A 14,810-nucleotide genomic window follows, 5' to 3' on the forward strand; every position below is an offset into this window, starting at 1 on the left:
GAAAAGGTAAAGCCATGAGTGTGGTCTCCAATACCCAAGATTTAGAAGCATTTATTAGCGTGGTTGATACCGGCGGGTTCTCAAGTGCAGCCAATGCCTTAGATGAGCAAGTAGCAAAAATATCACGGGCGGTGACTCGGCTCGAAAAATCCTTAAACGTTACTTTATTCAATCGCACTACAAGGCGCATTGAGCTGACCGAAGAAGGCGAGTTATTTTTAGGCTATGCTAGAGAAGCACTCAGTCAGCTTGCACAAGGCGAAGAAGCCTTAAAACTCCTACACAGTGCCCCATCAGGAAAGTTAAGAGTCGATGCCGCGAGCCCCTTTGTGTTTCACCAATTAGCGCCACATTTAAAAGCCTTTAATCACGCTTATCCTGATATAAAGCTCGAGATCACCAGCCACGACAACATTATCGATTTGCTTGAACATAAAACCGATATTGCCATTCGTATTGGCGAACTTGCTGACTCAAACTTGCATGCGCGCACTTTGGGCATAAGCAAACTACAGCTAGTAGCAAGCCCTGATTATTTACAAGCTGCACCACCATTAAATGAGCTAACCGACTTAGCCTCACAACAACTTATTGGTTTTACCGATGCACCGCATTTAAACCACTGGCCGCTAACCACGCCTTTAGAGCTTAAATTTTCAATCAGTGCTTCAAGTGGTGAAACTGTTCGCCAGCTTTGTATTCAAGGTCACGGCATTACCTTGTTGTCGGAATTTATGATCAATGAAGATTTAAAAGCAGGCCGTTTAGTAAAAGTGCTCGAAGGCGAAGTGCTTAGCCCTAATCGCCGCGAAAAAGTGCATGCGGTGTATTATCAAAACAGCGGTGTGTCATCACGAGTATTAGCATTTTTAGACTTTATAGCACCAAGGTTAACGCTCTAGTTTTTTCATTTTTAGCAAAAGTGTTTTGTGATTACTGGCATTAATTTCATAAATAACTTTCGTTATGCTGAAAGCATATTCGCTTTTAAGGAGCCGTAATGAACAAATTATTCGAAACCGTACAACTTGCCGGTCATACATTAAAAAACCGCATTGTTATGCCACCAATGACACGCTCTCGCTCATCACAACCGGGTGATATCGCCAATGAGTTAATGGCCGACTACTATGCCCAACGTGCCAGCGCAGGCTTAATCATTAGCGAAGGTACACAAATATCAGCACTAGGTAAGGGCTATGCTTGGACGCCGGGTATTTATACTCCCGAGCAAATTGTCGGTTGGAAGAAAGTAACCGACAAAGTTCATCAAGCTGGTGGCATTATGTTCGCTCAGCTTTGGCATGTTGGCCGAGTGTCTCACCCAAGTAACACGGGTGGCGAGCAACCCATTGCGCCATCAGCTATTGCAGCCAAGGACGTAAAAGTTTTTATTGATGAAGATGACAAACCCGACTTTGTTGCCACATCACTGCCACTCGCAATGAGCCATGACGACATCAAACAGGTTATAAACGAATACCGCCAAGCTGCCCGCAATGCAGTTGATGCGGGGTTTGATGGTATTGAACTACATGCTGCTAATGGTTATTTAATTAATCAATTTATTGATTCAGAGTCGAACCAACGCACTGATGAATACGGCGGCAGTTTAGAAAACCGCTTACGTTTTTTACAACAAGTGACACAAGCGGTTTGTGATGAAATTGGCGCTGAGCGTGTAGGCGTGCGCCTTGCACCACTCACAACACTCAATGGTACGGTTGATGATAACCCCTTTGAAACCTATATTGGCGCAGCAAAAGTACTCAATGACCTAAACGTTGCTTACTTGCACATTGCCGAAGCTGATTGGGATGACGCGCCACTAATGGAGCAAAGCTTTAAGCAAGCACTACGTGAAAACTATGCCGGATTAATGATTTATGCAGGCAAGTACACTGGCGATAAAGCAGAGCAAGCATTAGCCGCAGGTTGGGCTGATTTAATTGGCTTTGGTCGTCCGTTTGTTGCCAACCCAGATCTGCCAGCTCGTATTGAACAAGGTATTGAGCTTGCTCAGCATGATCCAGATACCTTATTTGGAGGCGGTGCTAAAGGCTACACCGACTACCCTTTAGCAACGTAATAACACGCTAAAAAAGGTGGCTCGTCAACCAATAGCCCAGCACAATAAAGCTGATGTTGGCGAGCGCTCTTAACCACCAAGGAGCAGAGCTAAACTGAAGTTGGCTGTACTTGCTTAGCAATACCAAAGCGCCCATCACAGTAAACCAAGGAGTAAAAAAGAATATTGGCTTTAACTTCACTAAACTCACTGCTAAATCGTGCAGCGCTCCGCTTACAGCAAAGGTCACCACAACGGCACACCAAACCGGCATAATGTCATTGCAAGGCTTCATCACATAACGAGACAAATAATAGCTCCACACCGGGTTCCAATATCGCCAAAATAGATAAAACGAACTCGCCCCCAGCGAACGTGTCAGCATATTGCGCAGCGAATCTTTATGGCCAATGGGCACACCTGTGCGTTTTTTAACGTATTGAGTAAGGGTTATAGCAGCAGACACCGACTTTCTCTTTTTTACTAATGACTAATTCAGACTACTAAACAACCAGTAAAAGAGAAACCAAAACAAGGCTAGAAATTGTAACGGTTTATGAAGTGAGCAGCTCTAAGGTAGGCAATAAAGCTGAGCTAAGCGCTCACTTCATTACAGTCACATTTTACTTTTCACTTTGTTGGTCGCTTGACTGATGGCAGGGTTGTCTGGCCAAAAATGTTTTGGGTAACGCCCTTTCATTTCTTTTTGCACGTCGCGGTAACTTGTTTGCCAAAAGTTAGCTAAGTCTTGGGTTAGCTGCAGCGGTCGCCGAGCTGGCGATAATAACTCCATTAATAACGGCAACTTACCTTGCGCAAGTAAAGGCGTACTGGTCATGCCATACACTTCTTGCATACGAACACTTAGCTTTGCAGGGCCATCAAGCTGATAAGTCACTTTTACATTTGAACCACTTGGCACGATTAATCGTAAGGGCAGTAATTCATTTAATAAGCTTTGCTGCTGCCAATCAAAACAGCTTTTAATCGCTTCGCTGTAGTTAAACTTTTTTAACTGCTCAAGGTTTTTAATATCATCAAAATAAGGTGCAAGCCATTGGTTATCACCAATTAATTCATCACGATTAAAAAGTGGGAATGATTCGGGTAATAGCTTACTTGCTAAGCTCATTCGAATCAGTAACTGCTCACTATCGGGTTGCTCATTAAATAACGAAAAGCCATGTTTACTAAATAAACTTAGCCAGGCCTTAGTGCGCTCACTCTTATCTAAGGGGTGTTTACTTGGCTGACTCGCTATGGTGATAGCACCAAGCTTTAGCTCATCTTGATGGATAAAACGCCCCGTTTTTTCATCGTACTCACAACGGGTTTGCTCAGTAAATAAATGCGAGAGCTCACCTTCAAGCTCACTTGGCATAAAGGCAACAGCGGCAAAAATACGGTTTCCCTTATGGCCGCCCATGTGAGCAATGGCAATGTAATCATCGTTATGCCAAAACTCCTCACTTAAATCAGCCCCTGCACCATTGGCAAGTAAATAACCATTACCGCGCTTTTTTGCTAGGCGGTCAGGAAAAGCAAGCGCCACCAGCACCGCTAAATACTCTGTTTTAAGCTCATCAACCGGCTTGAGCTGCAAGCGTGATAGCCAATAAGTTAATTGCTGCTTAAATACTGGGTGCGGTTTGCTGTGCTGACTATGTAATGCCAAATTAAGATCAGCAGGCATACTAATGCGGCTTTCAAGCAGTGCAGTTAAATACCCCGCTAATATATAAATACCAGGCATGCGCTGCTCTAGTTGCTTTGCTTTAATAAGCATGTGCGAGAGGCGAATATCGGCTCCATAGCTCAGCATTTGGCTGCCAAGCGAGGTCAGCTTTTCATTTTCATCAATAGCTTCGAGCATTTTCAAAAGTGCCGTTGCCTGCTTAATTTGCTGGCTACTTGGTGGGTCGAGTAAGCTTAGCTCAGCAAGTGATGCCCCCCACTGTTTTGTCTCTAATAACAACTGACTAATATCACTGGTAAGAATTTCTGGCGCATCATGGCTGTTACGGCGCTCAAAGGTTTGCTTAGAGCCTAATCGATACACAACCCCCGGCTCAATACGTCCAGCACGACCACCGCGCTGTATAGCTGAAGAACGAGAGATACTTTGAGTAACAAGTTCAGTGACACCGGTTTTTAAATTGAAATTAGCAGCACGGCGTTTGCCGCTATCAACCACAATGCGTATTCCTTCAATGGTCAAACTGGTTTCAGCCACATTGGTGGTTAATACCACTTTGCGTTTGCCATTTTTAGCTGGCGCTATAGCAGCTTGTTGCTCGTTTTTATTTTGCTCACCATACAAGCTAAATACTTCGACACTATCAGCTAAATCGTTTAGAGATTGCTGAACGCGTATGATTTCACGCCGTCCTGGTAAGAATACTAAAGCACTACCCGTTTGCTCACTAAGCGCCTGTTTTATCACGGCGGGTATATCATCAAGCCAGCGGCTTTCGTCTTTAAGTGGAATATACACTTCATCAATGGGGTAGCTTCGCCCTTGAGATGAGATAATAGGGCAGCTAAAAAAGTCACTGTAACGATCGCCGTCTAAGGTTGCCGACATCAGTAAGATTTTTAAATCATCGCGAAGTGCCGCCTGTGTTTCGAGGGCAAATGCCAAAGCTGTATCTGCAGCAATTGAGCGCTCGTGAAATTCATCAAATATAAGTAAATCAACATCACTTAGCTCTGGGTCATTTTGTAACATACGCGTCAGCATGCCTTCGGTGACTATTTCGAGCTTTGTTGCAGCGCTTACTTTTGATTCGCCACGAATACGTAAGCCGACACTTCCGCCGACTTTTTCATTTTGCTGACTTGCCAAGTACTGAGCAATATTGCGAGCGGCGAGTCGTCTTGGCTCTAACATTACAATGCGTTTAAAGTGCCCTTCGCGCATCAAGGTAAGAGGCAGCCATGTTGATTTACCCGCTCCCGGTGGCGCTTGCAATAAGGCCATAGGGTTACTCTGTAATGTGGTTAACAGGGATTGATAAATATCTTGAACTGGCAGCACGTTAGGTATCTCTTACTTTCTTTTCGCGCATTGTATCAAAAAATCAAAAGTTGCGATGAATAGAGGCTTATTTTCTGTATCGAGTTTTACAAGTGAAAACATTGCATTCTGCCTGTTTAGGCTTATTCTTGATTAAGCAACCAAACAAAAATCAGGATAAGGAATTAACTTGTTCAGGATTTACTTTCACATTTTAATCACCTTGCTACTTTTGGTTTTGCCGTTTCAAAATGCGTTTAGTCAGCAAAAAATTACGGTAGCACTTGGAAATACCATGCCGCCTTGGGTAATGGTTGAAGACAACTCCGGCATTATTCCGGACTTGCTTCGCGCGACACTCGGTGCACATGGTTATCAAATACAATTCGTCTACGTCCCCTATGCAAGACGGATCACTTTATACAATGAAAACTTAGTTGATGTTGTTTATGATATAAATGAAAAAGTTATCGAGACTCATAGAATGAGCGGCTACTTTTCAGATATTGCTTACAGCTATGAGAACTTTGCTTTTAGCCTAACCAAACAAAACCTTCAGCTTAATTCTATTGGCCAATTAAAACACTTTAGTGTTCTTTCATGGCAAGGTGCTAAAGAATTACTCTCGCCAGAATATCAAGTAATGGCCAGAGAAAATCCACAATACGCAGAAACTTATGATCAATTAGCACAAGTTCAACTTTTGTATCGAAAGCGCTATGAGGTGATCCAGATGGACGGTAAAATTTTTGACTATTACCGAGCATTAATTAACATCAAGGGGGAAATTGATGTCTCTGAACCAGTGCAACGATTTGCATTATTTGGCAAGAATTCGAACGGCTTTTTATTTCGTGACGAAGCCTTAAGAGACCTATTTAACGAGAGCTTACGTAAGCTCAAATCAACTGAAGAATATATACGTATAATAAATCGCTATACATCTAAAAGTCACTGAGCAGCATAAAGCACTACCGGAACAGAAAATTTTACAGACTTTCTTTAAAAACTACGTAGTAATTGCAACTTTCTATCCTCCCTTCTTACTATCATAAAAATAAAACAACTACTAATCAACAAGTTAACCAAATAAAACATATGGTACAGCGATTGCTTTTATTAAAGTGAATGTTTAACAAAGTAAGGAGATTATGATGAACAGCGATCGTTTAGAAGGCAATTGGAAAGAGCTTAAAGGTAAAGCACAACGTAAATGGGGTGACCTTACCAATGATGATTTAGATAAAATTGAAGGTAGCCGTAAAGAGCTGGTTGGTAAGCTTCAGCAAAAATACGGTAAATCGAAAGAAGAAGCTGAGCGTGAAGTCAGCGACTTTGAAAAAGGCCATTAATTTGAGCAATCAATAAAGCCGCTTATTGCGGCTTTATATTTTAAGCTGGCTCATGCTTTGCTAAATCTACTTCAGCGACCGTTTGATTTTTACCTTGTGATTTAGCACGGTATAGCCGTTTGTCGGCAATGTTTAAACAATGATCCATGCTCTCACCAGCAACGCGCACGTACAAGCCAATACTTAAGGTGACATGAAAACGATGCTGGCCACTCTTAAATGGCTTTTCAGCGAGTTTTTTATGTATTTTTTCAGCTACTTTTCTGGCCCTAAGTTCATAGCCTGTCGGGATCACAATTAAAAACTCTTCGCCCCCCCAACGGGAAATAACATCTCCTTCTTCGCACACTTTTTTAAATACATCAGCAAAAAATATCAGCACCTCATCGCCCACTTGATGTCCGTAGGTATCGTTTATCTGCTTAAAGTTATCTACATCCATCAGTAAAAACACTGACCCTTCACCAAAGCGCTCATCTTGCAAACATTCTGTTGCATAGCGACGATTAGCGAGTTCTGTCATCGCGTCTGTGCGAGCAAGCTTTTGATTAAGCTTAAGTTGCTCCATTAACTGCAAACTGTATTTATTACGGTAATATTCGTAGAAGCCGGCCAAAATACATAAAATCGAGAAACACAGCATGACCCGTGTAGGAAAGTAGTAGCTCGGATAACTGTAATAACCTAATTGATCGGTAAAGTAGAAAAGCACCGAGATAATAATGGCGAGTAATATAAGATCAAAGGCACCGCGCTTTAAGCCACGAATAAAAAAGGTCACGGGAGATACAATAAATAGCCATAACGGCCCTGTGCCATTGCTGCCACCCGAGACAGTTAAGAAGCACATCATTGCATAAAGTGCGTATAGCATGAGTACTGAGATAAATTGATCACGCCCCTTTATTAAAAAAGGCAAAGCAAAAATTACAACGCCAACAATTAATAAATAACTTAACGCGATGTAGCCATCTTGATAACTTGTGACCGACATCAACAAAGAGGTCACTGCACCAATAAATGCAAATACGCGTAAGAATCGCGCTTTATCTCTCTCGCTTGCATTCACAGTATCAATCACAATTCCACCTTAGACTCCTTGCTCAACCTCAATAACTTTAACACAAATATTTAAATTAGAAGGAAATTACCAATAATTAAGCTATGAAAATGCATTAAAGATAAAAAAGTATGATCAAAAAATGGGCACAAAATAATGGCAATATAGCAGTAAAAAAACGAGCCAGATTTGGCTCGTTTCATTTAAAATTTAAAGCTAATAACTAACTACTATTCAGGTTCATAGCCTAAATTAGGCGACAACCAACGCTCAGCTTCTGCAAGTGTCATGTTGGTCCGCTTGGCATAATCTTCAACCTGATCCTTTTGAATTTGCGCCACAGCATAGTACTTAGCTTCAGGATGAGAAAAATACCAGCCAGATACAGCAGCTCCCGGCCACATTGCGTATGAACTGGTTAGCTTCATACCAATACGCTGCTCGGTATCGAGTAACTGCCAAATTTTCTTCTTCTCTGTATGCTCAGGACAGGCAGGGTAACCTGGCGCTGGGCGAATACCTTGGTAGTTTTCACGGATAAGTTCGTCATTCGATAGATTCTCATCTACCGCATAGCCCCAATACTCTTTACGCACTTGCTCATGCAAATACTCAGCAAAGGCTTCTGCTAAACGGTCTGCAACTGCTTTAACCATGATCTTATTGTAATCATCTTGCTTAGCATCGAAGGCATCGGCAAGGTCATCTTCTTCAAGACCACCAGTTACCGCAAAGGCCCCGAAGTAATCAGGGGTGCCTTTTGGCGCAATATAATCAGCTAAGCAGTAGTTAGCAAAGTCGGTTTTTTCCGTTTGCTGACGCAAATGACACGATGTAGTTAAAAGCGTTGTACGTGACTCATCGGTATAAATCTCAATGTCATCCCCTACTCGGTTTGCAGGGAATAACCCAATGACACCTAGAGGTTGTAGCGCACCTGACTGCTCAAGCTCATCAAGCATTGCGTTGGCATCAGCGAATAAGCTTTTAGCTTGTTCACCAACAATTTCATCTTCAAGAATACGTGGGTACTTACCAGCGATTGACCACGTCATGAAATAAGGTGTCCAGTCGATGTACTGTCTTAACGTCGCAATCGAAACATTTTTAAACTCAGTCACACCCAACCTTTTCGGCACTGGTGGCGTGTAGTTGTCCCAATCAAGTTTAGCTGCGTTGTCGCGAGCACGCTGCAAAGTAACTGGTTTTGAACGTGGCTTTTTACGTGCTTGTTGCTCACGTACTTTTTCATACTCAGTTTTAGTTTTCTCTAAAAAAGCTGGCTTTAATTCTTTAGACAATAAATTAGAGACCACACCCACAGCACGGCTAGCATTATTTACGTAAACCACACCTTTATCATACTGCGGCTCAATTTTAACTGCGGTATGCGCTTTAGACGTTGTTGCACCACCAATCAGTAGTGGTAAGTCAAAACCACGGCGAGTCATTTCTTTAGCCACATGCACCATTTCATCTAGCGATGGAGTAATAAGCCCTGATAAACCAATAATATCGGCTTTCTCGTCAATAGCAGTTTGCAAAATTTTCTCTGCCGGCACCATCACACCAAGATCAATGACCTCGTAGTTATTACATTGCAGTACTACGCCTACGATATTCTTACCAATATCGTGCACGTCGCCCTTAACGGTTGCCATAACCACTTTACCGTTCGTTGCGCCTTCTTCTTTTTCAGCTTCAATGAAAGGGTCAAGATAGGCAACGGCACGCTTCATCACACGGGCAGATTTAACAACCTGAGGTAAGAACATTTTACCCGCACCGAATAAGTCACCCACTACGTTCATGCCATCCATAAGCGGGCCTTCGATAACTTCAATTGGCTTAGCTTTGCTCTTACGGCACTCTTCAGTATCTTCGTCGATATACTCAGTAATGCCTTTTACTAGCGCGTGTTCAAGGCGCTTTTCAACAGGCCATGTACGCCATTCTAAATCTTCAACTTTTTCTGCTTGGGCCATACCTGAGTATTTTGGTGCAAGTTCAACAAGTCGCTCACCTGCACCGGGGTCGGTATTGAGGATCACATCTTCCACTGCTTTACGCAGCTCTTCGGGGATATCGTCGTAAACCGCTAATTGGCCAGCATTTACAATACCCATATCCATACCCGCTTTAATCGCATGGTATAAAAACACTGAGTGGATAGCTTCGCGTACTGGGTTGTTACCACGGAACGAAAACGACACATTCGATACACCGCCCGACACTTTACAGTGCGGTAAGCCTTGCTTGATTCGACGCGTACCTTCAATAAATTCAACAGCGTAATTATCGTGCTCTTCAATGCCCGTTGCTACAGCAAAAATATTTGGATCAAAAATAATATCTTCTGGCGGGAAGCCAATATCATCAACAAGTATTTTGTAGCTACGCTGACAAATCTCGAACTTACGATCAGCGGTTTCAGCTTGACCGGCTTCATCAAACGCCATAACAACCGCAGCGGCACCAAAACGTTTTATTATTTTGGCTTGCCGTATGAACGGTTCTTCACCTTCTTTAAGTGAAATTGAATTAACAATGGCTTTACCTTGAATACATTTTAAGCCTGCTTCAATAACGTCCCATTTCGATGAGTCGACCATGATAGGTACTTTTGAGATATCAGGCTCTGATGCAATTAAATTTAAAAACTTTACCATCGCAGCTTTCGAATCCAACATGGCTTCATCCATATTGATATCAATCACTTGCGCACCATTTTCTACTTGTTCACGGGCAACATCGAGGGCAGTCTCGTAATCTTCTTCCATGATTAAGCGTTTAAACTTAGCCGAGCCTGTTACATTGGTACGCTCACCGACGTTAGTAAATACAGCAATTTGGTCAGTCATGTCGGTTTCCTAGTTTAAGTTACACGCTTCAAGGCCCGATAAGCGCATACGCACTTCAAGCTCAGGTAATTGGCGAGGTTTAACACCTTCAAGGCCTTTCGCAAACGCCTTTATATGAGCCGGTGTGGTGCCGCAACAACCACCTACAATGTTGATAAAGCCAGACTTGCCCCAATCAATAATTTCTTTTGCCATTTCAGGGGCTTCTAAATCATATTCGCCAAACTCGTTCGGTAAACCTGCATTTGGATGCACCGAGGTAAAGGTTTCACAAACACGGGATAACTCTTCAACATACTGGCGCAGTAAGTCAGGGCCAAGGGCGCAGTTAAGGCCGATTGATAGCGGCTTAATATGGCGAATTGAGTTATAAAATGCTTCTGTTGTTTGGCCTGATAAAGTACGGCCTGAGGCATCGGTAATGGTGCCTGAGATCATCACAGGTAAACTACGACCAGCCTGTTCGAATGCTTCTTCCACAGCGAACGAAGCAGCTTTTGCATTAAGCGTATCAAAGATAGTTTCAATCAAAATAAGGTCAGCACCGCCTTCCATAAGTGCAAGTGTTGACTCAACATACGCGGCCACCAGCTTATCAAAGTTGATATTTCGATAACCGGGATCGTTTACATCTGGCGAAATAGAACAGGTTTTTGATGTTGGTCCAAGTACGCCTGCAACATAACGAGGCTTGCTTGGATCTTTTGCTTCAAACTCATCACATACGCTGCGTGCAAGCTTAGCTGACTCTAGGTTGATTTCGCGGCTAAGGCTAGCCATGTCGTAATCTTCCATCGAAATAGTCGTGGCATTAAAAGTATTGGTTTCGATGATATCGGCACCGGCTTCTAAGTAAGCACGGTGAATATCAGCAATGATTTTTGGCTGAGTCAGGCTTAATAAGTCGTTATTGCCTTTAATAAGTACATGCCAGTCTTTAAAGCGCTCACCGCGATAATCCTGTTCTTCTAATTTATGTTCTTGGATCATGGTGCCCATCGCGCCATCGAGGATTAAAATTCGCTGTTTTAGCGCCTCGGTTAATTGTTCGCGTTTATTCACTGCATTACTCGGCATAGTTGTTAGTCCTTACATCTTGGCTAACTAAGTTAATATCATACGGTGTAGTTTGGTACACATAATAGTTTAACCAATTCGAAAACAATAAAAAGGCATGGCTTTGCCACGTTTTCGACGGTTCGTTATCTGGGTTATCGTCAGGGAAGTAGTTTTCTGGCTTAGGCGCATCAGCTGATTTTTCTTGGTCACGCAAATACTCCCCTTTTAGGGTATGGGCATCGTACTCTGGATGGCCCGTAATATATACTTGGCTACCTGATTTATTTTTAATTAAATAGGCACCTACTCGCTCAGAGCCTGCTAACACAACCAGCTCATCGCAGGCATTGATCTTCTCGATATCAATATGACCATAGCGAGAATGTGGCACTAAAAAGGTGTCATCAAAGCCTCGGGTAAGTGCCGCATGATCAAAATAACTTTTATGGGTAAATACGCCACTGAGTTTATTTGGTTTCAGATCACGCTTCAGACCATAGTGATGATAAAGCCCAGCATGGGCCGCCCAACACGAAAACAACGTAGACGTAACATGCTGCTCTGCCCAATCTAAAATAACTTTTAGTTCATCCCAGTAAGCAACTTCGTCATACTCTAAATGAGCAAGCGGCGCGCCTGTTATGATCATGGCATCGTAGTTATTATCTTTCACTTCTGAAAAATAACGATAGAAAGTATCCATGTGCTGCTCAGAGTTACTACTCGTGCGATGAGTATCCAACCTCAACAACTCAACATTAACTTGTAACGGTGAGTTAGCTAATAATCGAATAAATTGCACTTCGGTTTCAACTTTGTTTGGCATTAAGTTTAAGATAGCCAAACGCATTGGACGAATCTCTTGCGTTTTAGCACGACTTTTTGGCATTACAAACACGTTCTCTTGACGTAATTTTGCAATGGCTGGCAATTCATCTTTTACTGTAATGGGCATAGCTGGCTCCGAGCACACTTATCTGACTGCTAATTATGAACGGATAGTTAGAAATTTCAACCTCTAGATGTTTAGATGTCCAAATGAAGTGATATTTCTGAGTGGTCATTAATTAAAATGTATGACTTTTTGAGTAAATAACACCTTGATATTAAGCCTATCATAAACGCTGAATTCTGTATTTTGAGGTAGTTTGGGTATACAATACTTGCTGTTAATTTTTCTTATAAATTGAAGGCTCCTTTCATGGTGTTACCAGATAAGTTTATATTCTCGATGAGTCGAGTTTCTAAGGTTGTGCCACCTAAGCGCACTATCTTAAAAGATATTTCTTTACACTTTTTCCCAGGCGCAAAAATTGGTGTGCTAGGTCTAAACGGTGCAGGTAAATCAACGTTACTTCGCATTATGGCTGGTGTTGATCAAGACTTTGAAGGTGAAGCTCGCCCTCAACCTGGCACTAAAATCGGTTACTTACCGCAAGAGCCTGTTTTAGACGAAAGCAAAACTGTTCGCGAAACAGTAGAAGAAGCAGTAAGCGAAGTTAAAAATGCACTGAATCGCTTAGATGAAGTATACAACGAGTATGCAATGGACGGTGCTGACTTCGATGCACTTGCCAAAGAACAAGGTGAACTTGAAGCTATCATCCAAGCACACGATGGTCACAATATCGACAACGTGTTAGAACGTGCAGCTGATGCATTACGTTTACCACCTTGGGATGCAAAAATTGAACACCTTTCGGGTGGTGAGCGTCGCCGTGTTGCGATCTGTCGTTTACTACTTGAAAAACCAGATATGCTAATTCTTGATGAACCAACCAACCACTTAGATGCTGAGTCTGTTGCTTGGTTAGAGCGCTTCTTACACGACTACGAAGGTACCGTGGTAGCTGTAACCCACGACCGTTACTTCTTAGATAACGTAGCAGGTTGGATTTTAGAACTTGACCGTGGTGAAGGTATTCCTTGGGAAGGTAACTACTCATCGTGGCTTGAGCAAAAAGATTTACGTTTACAACAAGAACAGAAATCTGAAAAAGCACGTCAAAAATCAATCGCGCAAGAACTTGAATGGGTTCGTTCAAACCCGAAAGGCCGTCAAGCTAAGTCTAAAGCACGTATGGCACAGTTCTCTGAGCTACAGCAAAACGATTACCAAAAGCGTAACGAAACGAATGAACTATTCATTCCACCGGGTCCACGCTTAGGTGACCAAGTTATCGAAGTGAAAGGTCTGAAGAAAAGCTTTGGCGATCGCGTATTAATCGATGACTTAAACTTTGCAATGCCAAAAGGCGCTATCGTAGGTATTATCGGCGCTAATGGTGCGGGTAAATCAACCCTGTTCAAAATGCTAAGTGGTGAAGAAACGCCAGATAGCGGTGAGATCCTTGTTGGTGATACTGTTGAGCTTGCAACCGTTGATCAGTTCCGTGGTGACATGGACGAAAGCAACACCGTTTTCCAAGAAATCTCAAACGGCCAAGACGTATTAAAAATTGGTAACTTTGAATTCCCAAGCCGTGCCTATGTTGGCCGCTTTAACTTCAAAGGTAACGACCAACAAAAATTCGTTAAAGACTTATCAGGTGGTGAGCGCAACCGTTTACATCTAGCTAAGTTATTAAAAGCAGGTGGTAACGTGTTACTACTGGATGAGCCTACCAATGACCTAGACGTTGAAACATTACGTGCACTTGAGAACGCTATTTTAGAGTTCCCAGGCTGTGTAATGTGTATCTCGCATGACCGTTGGTTCCTTGACCGTATTGCTACACATATTCTTGATTACCGTGACGAAGGCCAAATTAACTTCTTCGATGGTAACTACACAGAATACGAAGAGTGGCTGAAGAAAACCTTAGGCGCAGAAGCGGCACAACCTAAGCGTATTAAATACAAAAAAATTGGCTAATTAGCTGATACTCAAAAAGCCCCGATTTAGGGGCTTTTTTGTTGCTATAATCATTTCTCTCACTAATTTCATAATGATCTATACTCATTAAGTTAATATAGGTGGAGATAAAGTTATGAATGAACGCAGAGAGTTTTCGCGGGTATTATTTTCTTGCCCTGCGATTCTTCGCATCGAAGATAACGACTACCACTGTCAGTTACTTGATCTATCTTTGCAAGGTGCGCTTATTACTAAAAGTGATTCATTTTTAGTGCCTATTCATAGTAAGGCAGACTTAATCTTTACCCTGCCAGAGTCAAATATCGAGATAAAAATGCAAGTGGAGCTGTGCCATATTGAGCATCAACATGCAGGCCTTCGCTGTGAACATATAGATATTGATAGTATTACTCACTTAAAACGACTGATTGAGCTAAACTTGGGTGATGAAGCATTATTACATCGCGAGTTAGGCCATTTAATTCACGCACCAGAGTAAACATTTGCCAGTAGATTCGTTATGCTGTAGCAAATTCA

Annotated in this window: 12 protein-coding genes; 6 read left to right on the top strand and 6 right to left on the bottom strand. The window is 42.4% G+C overall.

The window, feature by feature from the left end:
• Positions 1-14: 14 nt before the first annotated feature.
• Both EVU92_RS16655 and EVU92_RS16660 read left to right on the top strand, forming a co-directional pair.
• Positions 15-902, top strand: a complete 888-nt coding sequence (locus EVU92_RS16655) for a LysR substrate-binding domain-containing protein (protein WP_130052165.1) — start codon at positions 15-17, stop codon at positions 900-902.
• Between the two features lie 98 nt (positions 903-1,000).
• Positions 1,001-2,089 carry an alkene reductase gene (locus tag EVU92_RS16660; protein WP_130052166.1) on the top strand — a complete coding sequence of 363 codons (1,089 nt, stop codon included), beginning with the start codon at positions 1,001-1,003 and terminating at the stop codon, positions 2,087-2,089.
• 7 nt (positions 2,090-2,096) lie between these two features.
• Here EVU92_RS16660 and EVU92_RS16665 read toward each other — a convergent pair whose 3' ends face one another.
• Both EVU92_RS16665 and hrpB read right to left on the bottom strand, forming a co-directional pair.
• The gene (locus EVU92_RS16665; RefSeq protein ID WP_130052167.1) at positions 2,097-2,534 is read right to left on the bottom strand and encodes an acyltransferase; all 438 of its coding nucleotides are present in this window, start codon (positions 2,532-2,534) and stop codon (positions 2,097-2,099) included.
• Between the two features lie 150 nt (positions 2,535-2,684).
• Complete coding sequence (gene hrpB, locus EVU92_RS16670) at positions 2,685-5,105, bottom strand: ATP-dependent helicase HrpB (protein ID WP_130052168.1); 2,421 nt, start codon at positions 5,103-5,105, stop codon at positions 2,685-2,687.
• 169 nt (positions 5,106-5,274) lie between these two features.
• Here hrpB and EVU92_RS16675 point away from each other — a divergent pair, with 169 nt between their 5' ends.
• Positions 5,275-6,042, top strand: coding sequence for a transporter substrate-binding domain-containing protein (locus EVU92_RS16675; protein ID WP_233786789.1), 768 nt, complete (start codon positions 5,275-5,277; stop codon positions 6,040-6,042).
• A gap of 196 nt (positions 6,043-6,238) precedes the next feature.
• Entirely contained in the window at positions 6,239-6,436 is a 198-nt protein-coding gene (locus tag EVU92_RS16680) for a CsbD family protein (RefSeq protein ID WP_130052324.1), read from the top strand.
• Between the two features lie 40 nt (positions 6,437-6,476).
• On the opposite strand, the gene EVU92_RS16685 is transcribed toward EVU92_RS16680, so the two are convergent.
• The 4 genes from EVU92_RS16685 to metA form a co-directional block, all read right to left on the bottom strand.
• Positions 6,477-7,517: a GGDEF domain-containing protein gene (locus EVU92_RS16685; RefSeq protein ID WP_130052169.1), complete on the bottom strand. Its 1,041-nt coding sequence runs from the start codon at positions 7,515-7,517 to the stop codon at positions 6,477-6,479.
• Positions 7,518-7,726: 209 nt separating this feature from the next.
• Positions 7,727-10,357 (bottom strand): methionine synthase, encoded by a 2,631-nt coding sequence (metH, locus tag EVU92_RS16690; protein WP_130052170.1) that lies wholly within the window; start codon positions 10,355-10,357, stop codon positions 7,727-7,729.
• Between the two features lie 9 nt (positions 10,358-10,366).
• On the bottom strand, positions 10,367-11,434 hold the full coding sequence (locus EVU92_RS16695) for a homocysteine S-methyltransferase family protein (RefSeq protein ID WP_130052171.1): 1,068 nt from the start codon (positions 11,432-11,434) through the stop codon (positions 10,367-10,369).
• Positions 11,424-12,371 (bottom strand): homoserine O-succinyltransferase, encoded by a 948-nt coding sequence (metA, locus tag EVU92_RS16700; RefSeq protein WP_130052172.1) that lies wholly within the window; start codon positions 12,369-12,371, stop codon positions 11,424-11,426. Before metA ends, EVU92_RS16695 begins: the two co-directional genes overlap by 11 nt.
• Positions 12,372-12,617: 246 nt before the next feature.
• Between metA and ettA the strand changes: the two genes are divergently transcribed.
• Positions 12,618-14,291 (top strand): energy-dependent translational throttle protein EttA, encoded by a 1,674-nt coding sequence (gene ettA / locus EVU92_RS16705; RefSeq protein WP_130052173.1) that lies wholly within the window; start codon positions 12,618-12,620, stop codon positions 14,289-14,291.
• 115 nt (positions 14,292-14,406) lie between these two features.
• A complete protein-coding gene (locus EVU92_RS16710) occupies positions 14,407-14,772 on the top strand; it encodes a PilZ domain-containing protein (RefSeq protein ID WP_130052174.1) in 366 nt (121 codons plus the stop codon).
• Positions 14,773-14,810: the final 38 nt, after the last annotated feature.

Origin of the sequence: Pseudoalteromonas sp. MEBiC 03485, assembly GCF_004195145.1 — a bacterium.
GTDB classification, from domain to species: domain Bacteria; phylum Pseudomonadota; class Gammaproteobacteria; order Enterobacterales; family Alteromonadaceae; genus Pseudoalteromonas; species Pseudoalteromonas apostichopi.